The following is a 20,225-nucleotide window of genomic DNA, read 5'->3' as shown; positions in this document are numbered from 1 at the left end:
CTGAGGTTGTCATCCTCTAATTATTTGGATATAGTACAGAGAAAATTGATACCCTGTTCAACACGTTTCTTGACTTGAAGCAATTTATCAAATTCGTAACGACCGGCTGCTCCATGTGTGCCATCGCTCAAGACATGGAATAGTTCCAGAATATTATTGATGTCTTCATCGGCAAAATCAATCACACAAGATTCCATTTGCTTGTCACGCATCATGTACCTTATTTTTTCTTTCCTTGTTGCATTTCCACGGTCTGTTCGTGCGCACGATGGATTAAAGCGAAAAACAGCATCGTCTGGAGCCTTCATTTCAATAAACTCAGTAAAGATTTCTCTTGCGCTTGTGCAGAAATGTCGAGCAGCGTCTGGATTGTTGGGATTTAATGCAAAAACGGCCCCCTTCCATCTGTTGTCTAAATCAACCGAAACAAGATGTAACTTGTCGCCTATCTCTTGGTCTTCGGTGTTCTCATCAGGATATTCATTGTTTTCAATGGCGTTCGCAGTAATGATGCTATTAGCCTGTTCTGATTCAATCAGATTAAGGATTTCATCTTGCTCAGAAGAAACAGGGCAACCTTCCGCATAGAGGGAGCTAACATCTAAATAATGTTGCTGCATAGTTTGAACAGACGTGTAATATGTACTATGCGAAGATGTATTCAATTTTCTTATTTCTCTTGAAATTATCTGTTTGTTTTTTCGCACAGATGAATTATATTCTCTAACAAAGCGGTTATAGGCATCAACCGCCCTTTTGAGCTGTGAATTATACTTATTTACAGCACGATTGTAATCATTCACATCTTTGCGTATCTTCCGTTCAGCCTGTCGCAGTTTGGATTTTAACTGTGATGTACTAATACGTTTGGCCATTCCTTACCTCCTGAAAGCAAATTTGTGTGATGGGGAGCCAGACGAGGTACTGGTTCCCCATCACAGTATCAATTATCCTCAAATCCAAAATTCTGAATCTTCAAAGTACGGCAGTTCTCGGATACCGTTCTTACAGTTGTAGAAGGAATCCCTCCCGGTGCATTAACGCTAACCTCCAATGTCAGCTCAACGTCCGCGCCGTCCACTGCCATCAGATGCTGGATAACCTCGGTAAGATAGTCGTTCACGTTCTTGTTCACACGGGTATTATCCAGCTTGGCAGACATAAAGAACCGTGTATTTTTCGGAGCGGCCGCGTCTGATCCGTCTGTTTGAGCCGATGTGCCGCCCGACTGAGGCCGCCCCTGACCACCCCCAAAACCGCCGATTTCACTTGAACCGCCACTGCTGTTAGGCATACTGCTGCTGTCCGGCGTATCCGACTTCCGTTCTTCCATAATCTGTTTTATCCCCAAATAGGTGTAGGAAAACGGCTCGATGGCGGGCGGCGGCGTGTCAAGAAATATCTATGGAGTTTTTAAGAACCGCCCCGGCGGGGGCAGGTCAGGCCGTGACCTGCTCCACCTCCGGGATGGGTTTGAGATTGAAATGAATTTCGATAGAAATGTGTCTTGTCTTATCGCTGTCTATGCTCTCATGGACAACGATTTCTTTAATCAGGCGGTTAAGGGTGGCGGCGTCCAGTTCCGTGATGTCGGCGTATTCCTGAATGGCTTCCACCCACTGGCGGGCGTCACACGCAAGCCGGATTTCATCGGCCAGCTTCTTCCGGCCTTCCTCAACCTTTGCCTTCAACTCGGCCTGTTCCGCCTGTGTCTTTTCCATCAGCAGATTGAAGTTCGCTTCGCTGATACGCCCGGCAACCATATCCTCATACAGCCGCAGCACCATCTTTTCCAGAACGTCAATCCGTTCCTCGTCTTTGGTAAGGGAACGCTCCAATGCTTCCCGCTGGCCTTTCTGCTCGGCTTCGCAGGTGTCGGTCAGCTTCCCGGCAACGGCTTCCCCGTCCATCAGGGCGGCTCTGGCGCACTCCCGGATTTTGTTCAGCACAAGGCTGTAAAGGGTGTCGTACTCAACCCGGTGCTGGGTACAGTGCTGCTTGCCGTAGGCATTGTAGGTTTTACAGGAATAAATCTGCTTCGGGTGCTTGTCGTTGGTGTAGCGGATTGTCAGTGACTTTCCACACTCGCCGCACTTGATAAGCCCCGCAAACAGGCTGATTTCCCCGGTCTGGCGGGGGCGCTGCCGGGATTTCAGCTTGCGCTGCACGATGTCAAAGGTCTTGCGGTCAACAAGCGGCTCATGCTGGTTCTCCACTACAATCCAGTCCTCCGGCTTCTTCTCCCCGATGGTGCCGATTTTGAAGCGGTATTCCTTCTTCTGGGAAGCGATAGCGCCGGTGTAGACGGGGTTCATCAGGATGTCCTTAATCACGGAGAAGTCCCACATATACCGCCCGTTGACCGGGTCTTTCTTTTCCCACTTGGTTGACACGTTCCGAAAGCCCCGCACCCGGTTCCAGTAGGTCGGGCATGGGATTTTTTCTTCTTCCAGCCTGCGCCGGATGTAGTTGGGGCCGTGTCCTTCCAGCGCCCACGCAAACAGACGCCGGACAATGGGGGCCGTTTCCTCATCAATCAGCAGATGGTTTTTGTCCTCCGGGTCTTTCCGGTAGCCGAAGGGGGCAAGGCAGCCGGTAAACTGGCCTTTCTGCGCTTTCAGCAGATAAGAGGAATGAACCTTCTTGGAAATGTCCTTGCTGTACATCTCGTTGAGGATGTTCTTGAACGGCGCAATGTCGTTGTTGTCCCGCATGGTGTCGATACCGTCATTCATGGCGATATACCGCACGCCGTTGCGGGGGAAGAAATCTTCAATCAGGAAGCCGGTCTGCAAGTAATTCCTACCCAGTCTGGATAGGTCTTTCGTGACCACAAGGTTTATCTGCCTGCGCTCGATGGCTTTCAACATCCGTTTCAGGTCGGGGCGCTCCATGTTCAGCCCCGTGTAGCCATCGTCCTGATAGACTGCAACAACCTCCCATCCCTGCTTTTCGCAGTAGGTTTCCAGCATAGCCCGCTGGTTTGCGATACTGGCGCTCTCCCCGTCAAGGTCATCGTCCTTGGAAAGCCTGCAATAGATAGCCGCCCGGAAGCTGCTTGCCAGTACCATGTCCATGCCTGCATATTCAAATCCGTTCATCATAACCGTTACCCGCACAATCCAGACGGAACACGGTCACTCTGAACCTTGTCTTTATTATATCCCAAATCTTGCTTTTTCGCAAGATATTCTTTATCATTTCTCTGGCTGTATTTCTGTGCAATCAGGCTCACGAAAACGTCCGTAGCGTCCAGTTCGCCGTCAAATACCGTTGTGACATGGATTTCAGTTTTGTTTTTTGCCATAGGCAGTTACCTCCATAAATGAAATAAGCCAGACAGGAGAGGGTCGGCAACGAAGTCCGGCAACGGGCGCGGGAAAACCTCGAAAACAATCTCTGTCTGGCGGTTGGGTTATTTATTACTTTTTCTTTTATTTTTCTGTTGCTTTGGTTGTCAGAGGGGAGAAAAGCCCGCAGTTACGGGCTTTTTCCCGGCAACCGGCCCAGCAACGGGATAGCAACGGGGTCGGCAACCGGCTGTCATTTCCCCGGATTTTTCAGAAGGGAAGCTCCATCTGCTCCGTGACTTCCACAAATCCGTCCGGCGTTTTTTCACGCCCGTTGTCAGCGCCCGTTGCCGGTGCTTCCCGTTCCCAGCCCTTCTGCCTGCCGTACCCTTCAAATATCCGGGGATTGGAGAAATACTTCCATCCCGTGATACCGTGGTTCATAATGTCGTTGACTTCCCGGATTTCCCATTGTTTCGGCTCGTCAAAGGGATGGTTTAAGGCTTCCTTGAAAAGCTGCTTGGAGCATACGGCGCTGCCGGTGTAGCGGTCAAGGTACGCCTGTATCATCCCGGCCTTGGTGTCCTCCGGCATAAAATCCCGCTGGTGTTCTTTGAGATACTGTATCATTTCGGGGGTAAAAGACAGCTTAAAATCGCCGCTTTTGTAGGTTGTCATGGCTTCCGCCCATACCTGTTCGATATAGGCTCTGGAAGCGGCTTCATCGTCCAAAATGTGTACCTCGGCCCGTTCGGGGTAGACCATGACCGGCAGGAAGCGCCGGTTCCCGGAACGGTCAAGGGGCAGGAAGTCCAGGGCGTTGGAAGTCCCGCCGAACACGCACTGCCGCAGCCTGTCCTCCGGGTGGGTTTCGTAGGGGATTTTATAGACCTCCTTCTGGCGGCTTAAAAATGACTTGATTTCCTCTATGCTCTTGGCGTTGGCGGTGGCAATCATCTCCGACATTTCAATTATCCAGTGGCCTTGCAGCTTGCGGTACACGTTATCATCGTCCAGCTTCCGCAAATCATCGGAAAACCATTCGTCTTTCACGGCCAGCAGCCGGAAGAAGGTGGATTTCCCGGCTCCCTGACCGCCTACCAGACAGAGCATGACCTCAAACTTACAGCCGGGGCAGAACGCCCGGTGGATGGCTCCCAGCAGGAACAGCCGCAGCGATTGGAAGGTGTAGTTGTCTGTATCGGCTCCCAGAAAGTGCCGCAGGCAGTAGCGGATACGCTCTTTCCCGTCCCAGACAAGGCCACTTAGGTAGTCCCGGATGGGATGGTAGCTGTTGGCGTCTGCGGCCAGATCGGCGGCGTCTGCTATCTTTTTCTCACTTGTCAGGCCGTAGGTCTTTTCCAGATACAGGCGGATATATTTCATATCCGTGTCGGTCATGGCCTTGCTGCCGGTTCTGCGTTTCCTGCCGATGGGCTTTAGAAGGTCAATGCGCTCGGTCAGGAGATTTTTCGCCACCGCCCCGGAAAGTTCGGGGTCGTGCTGGAACACGGTCAGGCAGTTTTGAATACTATTCCGCACGCCGCCTTTCTCGGTGCTTTCCAGCATGGCCTTTACTTCCTCAACACTCCGGGCGGCGGGGCTTCTTGTATGGTCTGTTCTACGGCCTGCCGCAGTTCGGGCGGCAAAGTCTGCCATTCTCCGCTCAAGGTTCCTCACTTCCTTTCCGTAGCTGGCAATCAGGGCAGCCCGTTCCTCCATATCGGAGAACAGCAGCACATCCAGCAGATATTCCACATGGGATTGTTTCTGCAAGGCTTCCACGAAAAGCGGGTGCCATGCTTCCTCCGGCGTCTTGGGGGCATAGTCCCGCTTCCAGCGGCGCAGCAGATTGTGATAGTCGGACAGTACCCGGAAGCAGTAGCGCTCCATGCGCTTGAATTGCTGTTCCGGGCTTTCCTGCCTTTGTCTTGGCTTCGGGCGGTGGCTCCTGCTTGGCGGCTCCCTGTCCTCATAAGGGATGGAGAAGTCCTGCGCCAGCATGAGGGCGGCTTCTTTGGGGCTGACATTTTCCAGACGGGAAACAAAGTCAATCACATCCCCGTCTGCCTGACAGCCGAAACAGTGGAAGCGCCGGTCAACCTTCATGCTGGGGTTTTTATCGTCATGGAAAGGGCAGACGCACATCCCGTTTCTTCCCACCCGGACGCCGTAATGCTCGGCGGCCTGCCGGGTGGTAACAGACTGCTTCACGGCTTCAAATACGTTCAATAGGCAAATCCTCCTGATACAAGAAAAGCGCCTGTCATTCTCACGGGGAAAATGGCAAGCGCCTGATGGGTTAAAGTTCCATATCCTGTTTTTGCTGGCGGTGGGGCTGCTGGCGTTTCTGTTCTTCCCGCTGTTTTACGCCCTCAATCTTCCAGCTTAATTGTTCGTTGATGGACGGCTTCTTTCCCGGCTCCGGCACAACCCGGCGCTGGTCGGGCGGCAGCACATGGTTTATCCAGTAGCGCACATCCCGCAGCAGCTTCATGTCCTCCTGAACCGCCTGCAATCCCTCATTCTTTTCCGATAATTCCCCGGAAAGCTGCGCCCGTTCCTTATTCAGTTCTTTCGTATCAAAGGGCAGTTCCTCCTGATGGGCTTTGAAGAAACGCTTTGCGGCAAGGTAGGCGTCCAGTTCCTCCCGGTGTTCGGCGGCAAACTTCTCCTTCCGTGTTTTCCAGCCGATGGAAGCGTATTTCTTGTAAACCTCCTTGTAGGCTCCGTGGTTGGCGATATGGGAAAGGGTGGTGTCGATGGCCTTTATCCGGCGTTCTGATTTTCGGATGTCGGTCTTGGCGGAAAGTATCTCCCCGCTGACCTTATCCAGATAGGCGTCAAGGCTCTCCACGGTGGAGATCTCTTTCTGCCGCAGGAAGTCAAGGGCTTCCATGACCTTGTTGAAATCGCCAACAGTGCCTTTTAGCTTCCCCTTGGAAGTCCAGCCGGTGCGTTCCTCGCTCCGCATATCCAGATACCGGGAAAGCAGTTCGGGGATGGTCGGCTCCTTTGCCTGTTCCAGTGCTTCCAGCAGCGCCGCCTTTTTCTCTTTCAGGCCGGACAGCCAGCCCTTTAAGCTGCGTACCATCTGCCGGATAGACTGCATGAGGGAATTGGCGGCTTTGATGTCCCGGTTCAGGTTGCCGATGTTGGTCTGTATGCCTTTACGTTCCAGATAACTGACCGCTGGCCCCATGTGGACGGTGGGGATTTTGTCTATCCCCTGACGCTCATAGGAGCGAAGGTCAAGGCGTTCCGGGCTGCCGATGGCTTCCAGATAGCGGTTCGCCGTGTCCTGCCACGCCTGCCGCCATATCTCCCCGTACTTCTGGTCGTTCCAGTCCACGGTGTCCTCCTTGTGGCTTTTCCAGTTCCCGGACGGAAGCCGGATACGCTCGCCGTTCTCGTCAAGGTCGTAGACCTTCCGGCTCTTGGGGAGCCACCTGCCCTGTTCGTCCATCCCCCGCATGGTAAAGAGGATATGGGCGTGGGGGTTGCCGTCCCCCTTGTCATGGATGGCAAAGTCGGCAATCATGCCCTTGGAAACAAAAAACTCCCGGCAGTAGTCCCGGATAAGGTCGGCTTGCTGCTCTGGGGGAATATCCCTCGGTATGGCAAGCACCAGTCTCCGGGCAAGCTGGGAGTTCCATTGTTTTTCTATGGCTTCGGCGTCGTTCCACAAGGTATTGCGGTCTGCGTACTCCGGCGGGGCGTGGGGCGGCAGCATGATTTCGGTGTGGACGATTTCGCTTTTATGGGAATAGTATTTCTGTTTCTGGTCGTATTCGGAAAACAGCCGTTCCCCGCTTTGGTAGGCGGCGGCAGCGACGGCAGACTGGCGTTTGCTGCGCTGGACGATTTTCAGGTCAAAGTGCGGGCATGGTGGCATGACGGATTGTGGCCTCCTTTCTCCCGGCGTCCGGGCAAAGAAAAAGCAGGAAACCGTTCATGATTTCCTGCTTGGTGGTGCCGCCGGTGGGCGGCTGGTATTCAGTTATCAAAATAGACCATGATTATATTTTACTTGTGCATAAACTATAATAATCAATCCTATACAAAAAGCAATTCCAAAAATCCACCAACCATATAAGGTATGTGTTATAAAATCAATGACACCTGTCAGTATAATTCCAACGCCAATAATCAATAGGGATTTCCCCATTATTGTTGTATATGCTTTTTTATCTGAGTCTTTTACCTTTTTATGGTGGTAATCGTGTATTAACGAGATTTTTTCTTTTTTCCATATTTCCCAGCCTAAGCAGAAAAACAAAATGCCTACAATGAGTAAAAAAAACAATTCAAACCATCGCATAAAATCACCTCCGCAAAAAGAAATTTCCCATTAGTTTTATCTAAAATAAAAAGAAACGGCGGCTTTGATTTTTCAAAGCTGCTGCGGAAATCAAAGAACGACAAGCAACAGTTCTGATTTTGCTCCAATATGGTTATTGGGGGCACAAATTAAAATCAAAAAAGAGCCGATAACAGCAGTATTTCAAACTGCATATTATCGGCTCTGCGTCTGTGCGTCTGGCTCTTTTAATTAAATTATTTTTGTTGTTTTTTGGCTTTATTATATGTATTAGCTAATTGTCCACAAGCTGCTTTAATCTCTCTACCATGAGAAACTCTCATGGTAACTTCAAGTCCTGTTTGCTCTAATTGATGTTTGAACGCAACCATTTCTTGTTTTTGTGGTGCTCTAATTTTTGAATTACTCGTCGGGTTGTATTGCAGCACGTTAATCATAACATTTTTGCCCTTAAACCATTTTGCAAGTTGCCTTATATCTGAGGAACGGTCATTTATACCTGGTAAAAGTAAATACGCAAATACCACTTTTCGATTATGCCTTTGTGAATAGGACAATGCTTGCTTAACAACATCTTCAATAGCGTACATGTGCATATGAGGAATGATACAGTTTCTCGCAGCCTGTGTTGCTGCATGTAAAGATATTGTCAACTGAATTTTTAGATGTTCTTCGCGCAATTTTTTTAATTGATTAACTGGACCAACTGTTGATACGGTAATGCCGTCGGTTGGAAAGTTAAGTCCATTTCTATCTCGAAGAATATGGATTGCTGCAATCAAGTTGTCGTAATTGAATAAAGGTTCTCCCATTCCCATAAAAACGATACGATTTACTTTTTGACGTATCAATATGACCTGCTGCACAATTTCAGACGGTGTTAGATTACGAACAAAACCATTGCGTCCGGACTCACAAAAAATACAGCCAACAGAACAACCAACTTGCGTACTTACGCAAACAGTCCCACCATCTCGCCGTTTAATAAAAACCGTTTCGATATACCTGTTGTCTTTCAATTCATAAACATACTTTTCAGTATCGCTACTTTTATAGACTTTTTTTGTTGATATTGATAGATTTTTTTTGTGAAATGGCTGTTTATATAATTCCGTATATAAGGCTCTTGCTTTATCCTCTCCAATTACTTCCGACATTTCTTTGTAAGTAAATCCGTATGGGTCATTCAATATTTCCGTAGGTGTACTTTTAGGTAAGTGTTTCATTTAATATCCTTCCTTTTCAAAATTAAAAAGTTTGTTTTTCAGAGTTTTTGATTATGATTTCTAATTTTTCAACATCAACGATATGTGTTAATTTACAACATCTGTTTTCCGTTGAAATCAGAATTAAAGCAGGCTACCTTTTAATCCTTTCTTGAAAACTAACACGGCTTTCTCCGTTCCTAAAAACGACATGGTTTTAATATGATAGCTTTCCTTTTCCATTTCTGTTACTTTTTCGTTGATTTTTTGCTCCACATTTTCAGTTGTAATTCCTTCAATCAATATAGTTCTATACATTACGCATACCTCCGTAAAACTCGTTTTTGTCAGTCTCATTATACTACGGTAGTTTTCTCTTGAAAATAGATGAATTGTAAAACTTGCTGGACGGGAACAGCTTGCAGCGCAAGGTGTTTCCGGGCGGCAAGTCCACAAAGGGGTAGCTGGCGGCAGCCAGCGCAGGGGAAGTGTAGCTTCCCCTGTGATGATTGGCAGGAGCCGGAACGCTGCGGGCAATCATCCGCTTTCCGCAGGAAGCCCCCGGCAGGGCGCAACACACTACCTTCAGGTGGTGTATAGTTGCGCCCTCTTTCAGAGGGGCAGTCCACGGGTTGCGGCTCTGAAAGCGATTATGACCGTTCCCGGTCTGGCTCTTTTCTCTTGGGATGTGGCTTTTTCGTCCTCGCCTGTGCCTTGGCTTCGGCAAGCCTGCGCCGGATGGAATTGTCCCGATTCTGGATAAACCGCTGCTTCGTATCAGCGATAAAGCGGCGGCACTCCGGCTCCGGGATGGCGTCCAGCTTTCGGATGGTATTCTCCACAATATCCCTTGTCTGCCGGTCACGGATAACCGGCACGATTTCTTTCAGCCCCGCAAGGGTGTCCTCTTTTGTACCGGCGGCGTACTGATAGACCATAGCCAACTCGTCTTTAGAAAAATTCATCTTCATTCTGCGCCCTCCTTCTCTGTGCCGTTTCCGGCAAACACTTTTTCCATAAGCTGACGGGTGCTGTCTTTGTGGAACAGCAGCTTCAAGAATAGACTGACCTGTTCATCCGTGATGGCTTCTGGGTGGGGAAGGTAGCTTTCCAGCATGGCGGCTCTGGTGCAAAGCCGATGCGTCCGTTCCTTCCGGGTCAGCGCCTTGGCCTGATGGGTCAGACGCTTTTCCTCCTGTTGCGCCCAGCGCAGCTTCTTTTCCGTTTTCTCTATCTCCTGATTGAGTGCTTCCAGCTTTTCATTCATAAGCGGCTGTCCTCCTTCTTGGGAATGAGTACATATATCTTGTTGGGTTCCCCGAAGCCCTGACGCACCCGCAGTATCAGTCCGGCGTCCTCCAATTCATTCAGGGAACGCTTCACGGTCATGGTGCTGCGGGCAAGTGCCGCCGCCAGTTCCACGATGGGGAAATGGATAAATAAAATCCCGTTGGTGTCCTCTATGCCGGACAGGAAAACAATATCCAACATCCGGGCGTACATGACCTTGGCGGTGCTGCTGATCGGGAGCCGCAGCATGGCTCTCGGCAGCGGCATACAGGGCGGCAGGGTGGTGTCTGCGGTCATAAATTCAACTTCCATTCAATCGGTGTCCTCCTTTACTTTTCGTTTTGAGCGTTTGGAAAGATAATGGGGGCAGTCCACAATGACCGCCCGGAAACTCTGCTTGCAAGTACGCTGACATTTCCGGCAAAGGTCGTTGTACGTTACCCGCCCCCGTTCATTGAGGAAGAAGGACAGTTCCAGCTTCCTCTTTTTCGGCATTCTCGGCATGGTGCCTCCTTAAACAAAAATCCGCCCATTTCAGCCGTAACAGCCGCAATAGACGGATAGCAGATTTTAGTGTCGTGTTTCGGGGCGATTTTCAGGGAAAAAGCGGCCATAGAACCGCCCGGAAATCCCCCGTAGTATTACGGATAGGGTAGACTACGCCCTATCGGATGGTAGTGTTTCGGTATCAATTCGGTGTTCATTTTCGCCGGTTCTCCCTGATGTCGTTCCTGCCCCTGGCTCTCACAACGGCGTTTCGCTCCCTTTGGTACGCTCGTTGCGGTCAGGGTTCCTCCATTTCCCTGCCGCAAGTCGTTGCGCTACATCGCCGGGGAGCATATCCCATACAGGCCGGTCATTCGATTGGAATAATCCATCGATGAACTACCTGTATCATAGAACATTTTTGTTCCCTGTGCCGTATATCCACAAAGTAGGATTTCGGGGCGAAAAACGGAAATTTCCACGATTATGGAAAGTATGGTATAATCCAGTTAGCGGCAGGAAAACAGCCGCCGGAAAGGAGTGAGCGCCCTATGCTGAAAGCGACTACCATACAGGAACGCCTTTGGGAGTTACGCAAGGATAAAGGCTTAAATCTGGAAGAACTGGCGCAGCAAACCGGCATTTCAAAGTCAGCCCTCGCCAGTTATGAAGCCAACGACAATAAGGAAATCAACCACGGCAACCTTGTCACGCTGGCGGATTTTTATGAGGTATCTCTTGATTATCTGTTCTGCCGGACAGAAAACCGGGAGCAGATAAACACGCCCCTGATGGAACTGCACCTGAATGATGAAATGGTGGCGCTGCTAAAGAGTGGCCGTATCAACAACCGGCTCCTGTGTGAGATTGCTACCAACGATAAATTTGAGCAGCTTATGACCGACACGGAGATATACATAGACGGTCATGCAACCTCCACCTTTCGCACCCTGTATGAGACTTTGGAAGAACAGCGGCAGACCATCATCCAGAAATACAAGCAGGCGGAAAATGATTTCTATTCAAAGACCATCCTTGCCGCAGAGGTAAAGGAAGAAGATTTCTTCTGCCATGTGACGCACAAAACATGGGACGCCATTCTCCATGACATACGAAAAGCCCATGAACATGACATTGACAGCACGCCGGATTACTCTGCCGCAAAGAAAGTGGCGATGGATATTCGGAAAGCCATTCAATCCTCCGGGGATTATCTGGGAAAGGTGTGGGCGGTCATTTTCAATACGCTCGGCCTTGACTTTTACAAGCTGCCGCCGGATGAACAGAAGATATTAAAAAAGATATTGTCAAAAGCGCCGAACATCAAAAACAGCCCCTTCAACTTCCGGCGCAAGAGAAAATGAAAACTGCCGTTGTGGGAAGGAGTGTTCCTGCAACGGCAATTAGTTTAGGGGATGATATTCACTTTTTTATTCTTTGTCCGGATATTCTTTATCTTTCCAATACCACCATTTTAATTTTTCTGCTTCATGGGTTTCATGTTCGGCAAAATACACGGCAAGGCGGAAAACATAAAGCTGGCACTTATCTTCCTGAAATCCTTTGTATAGACAATCCTGCAAATACAATTCTTCTGGTTTCTTTCCTTTTAAATCAGAAATCTCTCGTATGCCAATGTTTATTAAATCTTGTTCAATATTTTTTCCAACTCCGGGAATTTCCTGCAATTTACCCATTTTCTAATCTAACCTTTCTATCTTTACCGTAGCAATCGCAGATTGGTTTGGTTCCCCGGTGACAAGGTTTTGCGGTGCCGGTATTAACATCATAAAACCATCTTTTCCATATCTCTGCTCATAGCCTTGTGCATATTCTTTCTCAACAGAAATGTGCTGCACTTGGCCGATAACCATAGCTGCTATTCCTGCGCCGCTTAAATCCTGTGTTTCCTTCAAGGTACATTCCATATTGATAAATGCTTCTTGGATGATTGGCGCATGAATGGTTTTTGCATTGGAAAGCGTAAAATGACCTACTGCAAATTCGTCTGTTTCCATATCGTTGTGTTTAATTGTGTCTACCAACTTATCATAATAGCTTATCGGGAGAAAGTTGATACAAAAGCATTTTTCCCTTTTGATATTGGCATAGGTGTGGGTATGCTGATATAGATTTCCCATTACTGCGAAGAAAGCAGTTTTATCCCCATGAAAGCAACTCCATGAATGGAAGCAGACATTTGGTTTCCCATTTTCTTTCCATGTAGTAATTGCAAACAAAACGGTTGGTATTCCTGCGGTCACTTCAAAATGTGAAAACAACTCAAATTCTTCTGGATATGAAGGTTTGAAATACTGTGGGAAATCTTTTTCAATTTCTATCTTCATTACGTCACCTCCATAAGTTAAAGCATGACTGTATTAAAACCACTTTGCATTTTCATCTCTGAAACGTGGGATATCGCCATCTTTATAAGGGTCGTACCGATTTTCGTTACAACCAAATTCTTTTAAGAGGGCAATTTTATCATCTGATGTCCACTTAATCAGCGACATTCCTTCAAATGCTTCTACGTTACCGGCGTTCATCTTATTTTTGAAATACCATTCAACAATGGTCTGGTTGCCTTTATGGAAAAATTGCTTGATGTCCCATTGCAAGACAGTTCCACGGGTATTCCATTCCTCAAACCAAAGTTTTATTTTCTTGGAGCCGTGGTACTCTGGCCCCCAACTTTCAATATATACGGCATTATCAGAAAATACATCAAATATACCTAAATCTTTTTTTGCAAGCCACATATCAAACCAAAGTCTGATAATTCGTTCTCTATTGTCCATTTCGCAATACCTACTCCGTCAATTTAATATTTCCGCTTCTTCGTCCTGCTCCAACTCAATCACATCCAAAATTCCACAATTCAGGGCTTCGCAGATACGAACCAGCGTCTCCATGCTGATATTTTTTCCCTTACCCATGTTGGCAATCATATTTGTGGTAAGACCGGCGGCAAGCCGCAAGTCCTCTTTCCTCATGTTGCGCTCAACCAGCGTGTGCCAGAGGGGTTTATAGCTTATGTGCATTTATCCTCCTGCCTTTCTCCCGGTTCCGGGGTTCCTGTTCCCATTATATCAAAGTTCTTGCCATTCCACAAACATTTCTTGACACAACCGCCGGTTCCGTCTGGATTGTGCTTTTCCTTTCTTTTCTTGATTACATCTACTTAGCCATAAGCTGCTTCATGGCAATCGACGGCTTAACCAGCAAATCTGACTGGTTAATGGAGAACACCGTCTCATTCAGTTTCAGGTCAAGATAGCGTTCGCCAGTATATCCAGCAGCAATGCCAAAGAATTCCGTCGAATGAACGCCCTTCGCAATCGCATCCTCCAAGACAGAATAGCTTGCAAGCCTTGGCAAATAACAATAAGTGCAAAGATATTCCCACAGTTTCTTGATGGTTATGTCATCAGAATCCTTCCAGAGCAGCTCGTCCAAGCTCATTTTTAGCAACGCCGGTGCCCATGTAGTGATGATTTGTTCGCCCTGAATCATCTTCTTCGTAGCTTTGGAAACAATCTCGTCGCCGCCGCCGCCCAGATTGCTGATTTCCCACTGTATGGTTTTAATATCTTCGTACTGGTCGATAAACGGCACCAACAGCCAGCAATAGGTTTCTTTCATCCGGGTCTCCACTGATGAATTGCTTCGATTCAGGCTGCTTTCCGCTTCCCGGAGCTGGCCTCCATCCAGATTCAAATCGTCCTTATCAGAAAGAATCGATTTCCATGCGATAAATCGCTTCACTTCGGTTTGGAGGTCACGGAGCTTATCCTGGTCAGGGGCAACAAAAGCAAGCATATTCCGATACACACGAGGGGAAGCTCCTCGCGTATTCAGAAACTCCACAACCGTAGTCAGAGCTTTGCCGCTGTCTTTCCCGTTGGCACGTCTGAAGTTGTCTTCCGGCCGGAGGATGACCAATCTTGCAGCCTGTTCGTCCGGGATGTCGTTAGAAGATACCGGACAGATATGCAGGCCGGAGAACGGATTTTCTCTGCGCAGCTTTCTAAGCCTCGTTTCAATCTCCACCACAACATCCGCCTCAGAAACCTGTGAAGCGCGGTCTTCCGAAGTCTTTCTGAGAGTAGGCTTCGTATCATACCAGTAACGTGTACCATTCTGATTATTATACAGGTACGACAGGGAGCCATGAAGCGTATTCAGCGCATCGTTAAAGTCAGCAATACTCTCGCCCGGCTGAACGACACCTAAGCGGATTCTGGATGCCTCTAATCCCCGAATCGTCTGGTCGCGAAGCGCAGATGTACTCGGCGCACTGCCCAGCATAATGGTTCTTGCCACACGGCGGGCAGCCAGCTTATGACCATACCGGGCAGTAGATTTATCTTTTTGATAGGGGATAGAATCCTTACCATCTACCTCACGGTCAATAATGCTGTTCCAAGTATCCGGCAAATGGCGTACCAATTCATCCCGTACATTCGGCACATTCAGAGGAATCGACCCAGGCATGATCATGGGACTGGAATCATTCGCCATCCAAAGCTCATGGATGACAGCGGCCATCAGGCGCAGAACGCCACGGGTACGCTGAAAGCGCTCCAGCGTTGCCCAATCCCCATACAGCCGGTCAAAAATCTCGGGATGAATCGGGTAGCAGGATACCATACGGTTCCTATACTCCACTTCCTTAGCCTCCATAGGAAAATCAGAGGCATTCTCCTGATACATATTGCTGAAAGCGTTGCAGACCATATCTCTGGCATCCGGGTCTTTACAGTCGAGGAACAGTCTGCGGCGTACAACTTCAAAGCCCTCATTTGCTGCAACAGGCTTCCAGATAGATTCCATTCGTCCAAATGTATGCTCAATAGTTTCCAACGCCATCTTACCAGCGTCACCGCCAATTTCAATATCTGATTCCGGGATAGACGCAACTACAATGCTGTTTTCGCTGGCTCTGGCCGCCTCCGTGATTTCCTGAATGAATGTAATAAAGTTATCATAGGAGCCAGCGGGAAGTCCATCAACACCATATATTTTCTTGGCATACGCAACCAGCTCATCCATCAGAATCAGGCAAGGACCGCAGGAGTTGAGCAGGGTCTTTAACGCCTCAGAGCCGGGAGAGACACCACGCCGGTCAGAATCACTCACAATAGCATAGAGGTCAGGCTTTCCGGCAGAAGTAACAAGCTGATAGGCCATCTCGCCCCAAATCGTGTTTACGGTATACTTGGGAAGGTTCGCCGGATTCTTTTTGCGGGTCGGGTCGAGAGCCGTACCAACAAGAACCGCTACATTTGCTTTCGGCAGCGTTTGAAGTCCAGCTCTTTCCATAATCGGCTTCAAGCTGGGAATATGGTCAACTCGAATTCCTCCGCGCACCATGTGATAGAGCGCCAGCATACTGTGGGTTTTGCCGCCGCCGAATGCAGTTTTAAGCTGGATAACCGGTTCGCCGCCCTGGCCGGAAATCCTCTGGAGCGATTCTACCAGCAGCCCAGCCATGCCTTCCGTCACATAGGTACGGGCAAAAAACTCTACAGGATCTCGATATTCAATCGCACCCTCGCCACGGGAAACCTGTGCCAAATCCGCTGCAAACTCAGCGGCACGGTAACGCCCTTCCGCAACATCAGGATGGGGCTGCATAACGTCACGCCAGCTTGGAAGATGCTGCCCGAAGGAGTGCGTCATGACACCATCGTTCGCCTTGGCTTTGGACGTCTTGGTCTGTGTAGGAGCAGCAACCGTTGCTGCCGCTACGGAGCCTTCCTCGGAGCCATAACGGAGCTTACGATAAAGAGCGCGGATTTCCTCTACGCCATCGGCGTCAAAGGCTTCACAGAGAAGTGCCATCGTGTCCAAAGCTCTCTCCGCATAACTTTTGGAAAAATCCTGCCCGCCAATGTGTGCTGCTTTATTGCGAACACCTACCAGCTCTTTCGACCATGTGCGATAATCCAATGACAGCTTCGTGCGGAACACTTCGTTCCAACGCCGGTCAATCAGACGGAGGCAATTCATCACATCCAGAGAATCAATCAGTTCGCCGTAGTCCCCGGATGTTGGCAAATCATACTGGTCACTGAGCGCATTCAGAATTTCCTGCCACCAGTCGTTTTTATAGACACGGCTAAACTCTTGACCGATATATCCGGCCATCAAAGGATGCAAAACGCGGAAGCCTTTTTGCACCAATTCATAGTTCTCCAGCATACCTTACTCCTCCTTTGATTCAGCAGCATTTTCGGAAAATGCCGCTTTTCTTTGTTCGATATAGTCCTCGCATTCTAGATAGATAACCTGTAATGCGTCATGTACACTCATTGCGGAGCCGTCTGCATTTAACACGGATTCATAGGCTGAGAAAACCGACAAGCCTTGTCCCAGACAGGATAGAAGCTCATCCTCTGGCTGCACATGACCGAGCCATAGCCTTGCCAGTTTCTCAGGAAGTTCCCGCTTGAGCGTATTGATAAACCCACGCCTTGTTATCTGCCCCCGGCGGTCAGTTCCCTTCCTTGCCACAATCAGTACTCTCGTAGAATCTGCTTTTTCTGACACCGGCTCCGAACGCATTGGCCACACGGCGTTAATCCTGAATCCCGCAGTAAGCAGGCTGTCCAACATAAACTCCCACGCCGATGGGTTGCTGCCTGTGCCGCCATGCTTCATGCACGCTAAATCATTTTTACGGAAGCAGTAGAACAGCAAGGCCGGATACTCCTCCGTACTGCTGGCATATAACTTCTCATAGAGCATTTTCATGTCAGCGCGGTATTTTGCCTCTGCATCTTCCTTCGGTACGCCATAGTAAGTCGATACTGTGGATAGCTCCTCTTTAGGCGTGACCATTGAAAGGAACATCTGCGGGTAAGTCTCTTTCAGACTACGCCGGAGCCAGATATAGAAGAAATCTGACAGGTCAGCATATCCTATATCCCGGTAGTATGGCAGTTCTGTGCATATCATGACGTTTTGCGGATGCTCCATCGAGAGAGCATTTTCCTGTGACACAACTGCCGCACTGCCGCAGCCCAAATTTTCGACACTTTCTGCCACGCTGCCAAGCAAAGTCTTGAAGTTGCCCGACACGCTGGAAAAGGGATTCCCCTCCGCAAAAGTCCAGACCATCGGGATAGCCTGACGGCCAAAGGTGCTGCGGATATTGCCCCCAGCCGTCCGCCAGGAACACATGGAGCTGTTATAGTCCGCCATCTTGTTCACCACGAAGGCCAAGTAAATGCCAATCGCCTGACCATAGGCCAATGCGCCGATTCCTCCGGCCTCCAGTGAACCGCTGGTCTCGCTCATGCCTGCCGCCAGTGCCGAAGAAGCAGCCATATCCTGCGCTTTGCGTACCAAGTCGCTGAATGTACACAGCATCTGCATCTGCCGTGGGGTGAACAAATCTGCATATTCTGTAATGCCAAAGCCCGGGGGCGAGAACCAGTGCGCGTTTGTCGGAATCGCTCCCGGGGGGATTTCTTCCGGCATTTCTACCTCAGCAGCCGCCTTCTGTATTTCGCTGGGAACCAAAAAGCACTTTTTCCCGTTGGTGTTTGTCACCACGGCCAGCATCTGTGCACCAAGCGCATGGGCTGCGCCCATTTTCTTGATATATTCGTCTGTGGTAATCTCACCACAGGCCGGGCAGCGGAATCTGGCACCGTTGCCGGAAACTTTATTGCTTTCCTTATCTTTTGGGCATTCTCCCTCGTGAATCTCGAAATTCAGCTCGCCGTTCTCCATCACCGGCTCCGCCCAATACTGAGCCGTTTTGGATTTACTGAGGATATAAGAGCTTCCCAACGGGATGTGACAGTTACAGGCGGGATTGGGACATTTGACCGTCCGCACCCAAATCCATGCAAAGGGTATCTCGCCACTTTCCGTCTGAGGATAAGCATCCGCCAGCAGCTTCAGCGCCTGATTCTCCAGCCATTCGCCGTAGAACTGCACATCCTCCGCAAGTCCCTGTGCGCCGGAATAAGCAGTGCGTTTTAGCTTTCCCGGATGCACCGGCGGCTGACCGGCGAAACGTGCAGGAATGTCTGCCGCAGCTCTGGTCAGCATGGTTGCCACAGGATTCAGGTCATTGGCGACTACGCGTAATCCAAGCTTTTGTGCGGCAATAGGGATTCCGCCGAACCCGGCAAAGGCATCCCAGACCGTTGGCAAGCTGCCTCTTTCCCTCAGGCTGCTGCGGATTGCTTCCAATGCCTCTTTATCGCCGGAGACGGTCTTTGCAATCAATGCCAAATCGCGCTCCGAAGTCTCTGCTGTGAAATCCATTACAGCAGCGGTCAAAGCAGCGAGGGAGGACGTTTCCGGGCTGCGCCCCCACCACATATGAAGGTTTGCGGGGTGCCCCCGCTTGCCTGCCTTCTCCCGAATTGCTGCATCGTTGATTTCTGCCAGTGGGAGCGCAGTCTCTATGTATTTATGCATGGGAGGCCATGCCCCCTTTCTCTATCAAAATCATGTATCCAACATCCCAGTGGAGAACAAATCTAACTGTTCCGGCTCAATTTGCTTCAGAACAGCAGCTCTGGCCTGAATATCCGGCCACGACACCACAAGGGCATTATAAGCGTAGGCTTCATTCGCCCAATTCTTCCGCTCGGCAATGGTATATAGCCGGTAGGCCAAATCTTTTGCCCGTTCGCCGTTGGAGCCGAACATATTTGCCACGATTTTCGCACAGGCTTCCACGCCGCCTTTGGCCATAGCCTGTGTGAGCTGCTGGGTCAGCATCCAGACACAGCTTTCCCCGGTATCCACCGTCTCCGGCAATTCTGAGCGCTCAAACAGGTGGACGATGCCGCCCTTGGCGTAGAGAATGCCATGAGAAGCCATCATGGGGATGGATGTGCTTTTGGCGGTGGCCAGAATCTCCGCTTCACCGTACTTGATGTCGTTGAAGGCATTCTGGGTGTACAAGTCTACACAGAACCGGCTGGCGGAATCCATGTCGCCCACCTGCTCGTTGAAGTACAGGTCAATTTCCTCGTTGATGATTTTCAGGGCGCTGCGCACTGGCATGGGCGTACCGTCTGCCTCCAGCACCTGTTTGAACCGGGAAAACACGCTCATACCGGGGCCGATAGCCGACTGCGCCAAATCCACCGGGGCGATGTTGCTGTCCTGAAGTTTTTTTAGGGCGGGCCGCAGCTCCCGGCGAAGGATATTGATGAGATTCCGCCGGGTGGTCTGGGGCGCATCTTCGGGTCGCTTGCGGCAGACCAAGACAATTGATGAAGCCAAAGCATTTACCGATGATTTGAAGCCAGTTTCTCTTTCTGTGTGTATTGGCCATGTACCAGTAATGGCAAACCCTGCATGAATTATTGCATTGAGCATTGTCTCCCAGCCTGATGAGGCAGAACCATCAACGTCAGCATCGCTTTGTTTATACGCGTAGTATATAGTAACAGGATATCTATCACTAGCGTAAAGGTTCATTTTCCTACAAACAGATAACATTCCATTTTCAAAGAACATCTTTGCAGAATCCATATTTCCGTCATGTCGATAAGGCGTTGCAATTAACTCCTCGGCCTTTTGTTTTCGGTAAAATGAAAATGTAGCAAATGGTACTCAAAAAGTGAGCACCCCAATGGCAAATAAAAAGAGCCATTG

The 20,225-nt window shown here is 49.4% G+C and carries 21 protein-coding genes and 1 pseudogene; 1 reads left to right on the top strand and 21 read right to left on the bottom strand.

All coding sequences use genetic code 11. The features are described 5' to 3' along the window. Positions 1-20: 20 nt before the first annotated feature. The 14 genes and pseudogenes from WMO64_RS00115 to WMO64_RS00045 form a co-directional block, all read right to left on the bottom strand. The gene (locus WMO64_RS00115) at positions 21-875 is read right to left on the bottom strand and encodes a pPIWI-associating nuclease domain-containing protein (RefSeq protein WP_349230605.1); all 855 of its coding nucleotides are present in this window, start codon (positions 873-875) and stop codon (positions 21-23) included. A gap of 68 nt (positions 876-943) precedes the next feature. Beyond that, a complete protein-coding gene (locus WMO64_RS00110; protein ID WP_349230604.1) occupies positions 944-1,333 on the bottom strand; it encodes a hypothetical protein in 390 nt (129 codons plus the stop codon). Between the two features lie 106 nt (positions 1,334-1,439). Then, positions 1,440-3,104, bottom strand: a complete 1,665-nt coding sequence (locus WMO64_RS00105) for a recombinase family protein (protein WP_122644337.1) — start codon at positions 3,102-3,104, stop codon at positions 1,440-1,442. 5 nt (positions 3,105-3,109) lie between these two features. After that, entirely contained in the window at positions 3,110-3,307 is a 198-nt protein-coding gene (locus tag WMO64_RS00100) for a hypothetical protein (RefSeq protein WP_009249963.1), read from the bottom strand. Between the two features lie 253 nt (positions 3,308-3,560). Next, a complete protein-coding gene (locus WMO64_RS00095) occupies positions 3,561-4,859 on the bottom strand; it encodes a virulence-associated E family protein (protein WP_122644338.1) in 1,299 nt (432 codons plus the stop codon). A 24-nt stretch (positions 4,860-4,883) separates the two neighbouring features. Continuing rightward, positions 4,884-5,522, bottom strand: a pseudogene (locus tag WMO64_RS00090) (CHC2 zinc finger domain-containing protein); the annotation flags it as partial. A gap of 70 nt (positions 5,523-5,592) precedes the next feature. Further along, entirely contained in the window at positions 5,593-7,185 is a 1,593-nt protein-coding gene (mobQ, locus tag WMO64_RS00085; RefSeq protein WP_101692542.1) for a MobQ family relaxase, read from the bottom strand. Between the two features lie 108 nt (positions 7,186-7,293). Further along, positions 7,294-7,611 carry a DUF3784 domain-containing protein gene (locus tag WMO64_RS00080; RefSeq protein ID WP_101692541.1) on the bottom strand — a complete coding sequence of 106 codons (318 nt, stop codon included), beginning with the start codon at positions 7,609-7,611 and terminating at the stop codon, positions 7,294-7,296. A gap of 236 nt (positions 7,612-7,847) precedes the next feature. Continuing rightward, on the bottom strand, positions 7,848-8,837 hold the full coding sequence (gene rlmN / locus WMO64_RS00075) for a 23S rRNA (adenine(2503)-C(2))-methyltransferase RlmN (RefSeq protein ID WP_002590581.1): 990 nt from the start codon (positions 8,835-8,837) through the stop codon (positions 7,848-7,850). A 123-nt stretch (positions 8,838-8,960) separates the two neighbouring features. Further along, positions 8,961-9,134 (bottom strand): hypothetical protein, encoded by a 174-nt coding sequence (locus WMO64_RS00065; RefSeq protein WP_164690050.1) that lies wholly within the window; start codon positions 9,132-9,134, stop codon positions 8,961-8,963. A gap of 332 nt (positions 9,135-9,466) precedes the next feature. Continuing rightward, a complete protein-coding gene (locus WMO64_RS00060; protein WP_087418069.1) occupies positions 9,467-9,787 on the bottom strand; it encodes a transposon-transfer assisting family protein in 321 nt (106 codons plus the stop codon). Continuing rightward, positions 9,784-10,083 (bottom strand): DUF3847 domain-containing protein, encoded by a 300-nt coding sequence (locus tag WMO64_RS00055; RefSeq protein ID WP_087418070.1) that lies wholly within the window; start codon positions 10,081-10,083, stop codon positions 9,784-9,786. The genes WMO64_RS00060 and WMO64_RS00055 overlap by 4 nt, the downstream gene beginning before the upstream one ends. Further along, positions 10,080-10,418: a replication initiator protein A gene (locus tag WMO64_RS00050; RefSeq protein WP_101692539.1), complete on the bottom strand. Its 339-nt coding sequence runs from the start codon at positions 10,416-10,418 to the stop codon at positions 10,080-10,082. Before WMO64_RS00050 ends, WMO64_RS00055 begins: the two co-directional genes overlap by 4 nt. After that, positions 10,419-10,610 (bottom strand): hypothetical protein, encoded by a 192-nt coding sequence (locus tag WMO64_RS00045; protein ID WP_172455309.1) that lies wholly within the window; start codon positions 10,608-10,610, stop codon positions 10,419-10,421. Between the two features lie 533 nt (positions 10,611-11,143). Here WMO64_RS00045 and WMO64_RS00040 point away from each other — a divergent pair. Then, the gene (locus tag WMO64_RS00040) at positions 11,144-11,956 is read left to right on the top strand and encodes a helix-turn-helix domain-containing protein (protein ID WP_101692538.1); all 813 of its coding nucleotides are present in this window, start codon (positions 11,144-11,146) and stop codon (positions 11,954-11,956) included. A gap of 66 nt (positions 11,957-12,022) precedes the next feature. Here the strand turns inward: WMO64_RS00040 and WMO64_RS00035 are convergent, their stop codons facing one another. The 7 genes from WMO64_RS00035 to WMO64_RS00005 all read right to left on the bottom strand — a co-directional run bounded on the left by WMO64_RS00035 (position 12,023) and on the right by WMO64_RS00005 (position 20,102). Further along, the gene (locus tag WMO64_RS00035; protein ID WP_097786544.1) at positions 12,023-12,289 is read right to left on the bottom strand and encodes a helix-hairpin-helix domain-containing protein; all 267 of its coding nucleotides are present in this window, start codon (positions 12,287-12,289) and stop codon (positions 12,023-12,025) included. A 3-nt stretch (positions 12,290-12,292) separates the two neighbouring features. Next, positions 12,293-12,940 (bottom strand): flavin reductase family protein, encoded by a 648-nt coding sequence (locus tag WMO64_RS00030; RefSeq protein WP_101692537.1) that lies wholly within the window; start codon positions 12,938-12,940, stop codon positions 12,293-12,295. Between the two features lie 33 nt (positions 12,941-12,973). Further along, positions 12,974-13,393, bottom strand: a complete 420-nt coding sequence (locus tag WMO64_RS00025; protein ID WP_015527898.1) for a nuclear transport factor 2 family protein — start codon at positions 13,391-13,393, stop codon at positions 12,974-12,976. Between the two features lie 18 nt (positions 13,394-13,411). Beyond that, positions 13,412-13,636, bottom strand: a complete 225-nt coding sequence (locus tag WMO64_RS00020; protein ID WP_015527899.1) for a helix-turn-helix domain-containing protein — start codon at positions 13,634-13,636, stop codon at positions 13,412-13,414. A gap of 136 nt (positions 13,637-13,772) precedes the next feature. Continuing rightward, positions 13,773-16,799 (bottom strand): DUF499 family protein, encoded by a 3,027-nt coding sequence (locus WMO64_RS00015; RefSeq protein ID WP_349230603.1) that lies wholly within the window; start codon positions 16,797-16,799, stop codon positions 13,773-13,775. Between the two features lie 3 nt (positions 16,800-16,802). Continuing rightward, the gene (locus WMO64_RS00010; protein WP_349230602.1) at positions 16,803-19,034 is read right to left on the bottom strand and encodes a DUF1156 domain-containing protein; all 2,232 of its coding nucleotides are present in this window, start codon (positions 19,032-19,034) and stop codon (positions 16,803-16,805) included. Positions 19,035-19,064: 30 nt separating this feature from the next. Further along, positions 19,065-20,102 carry a DUF8807 domain-containing protein gene (locus tag WMO64_RS00005; RefSeq protein WP_349230601.1) on the bottom strand — a complete coding sequence of 346 codons (1,038 nt, stop codon included), beginning with the start codon at positions 20,100-20,102 and terminating at the stop codon, positions 19,065-19,067. Between the last annotated feature and the right edge of the window lie 123 nt (positions 20,103-20,225).

It is taken from the genome of Pseudoflavonifractor intestinihominis (assembly GCF_040096055.1).
Classification (GTDB): Bacteria; Bacillota; Clostridia; order Oscillospirales; family Oscillospiraceae; genus Pseudoflavonifractor; species Pseudoflavonifractor intestinihominis.
Note: the sequence above shows the minus strand (reverse complement) of the source record. Positions and strands in the feature narration are given on the sequence as shown.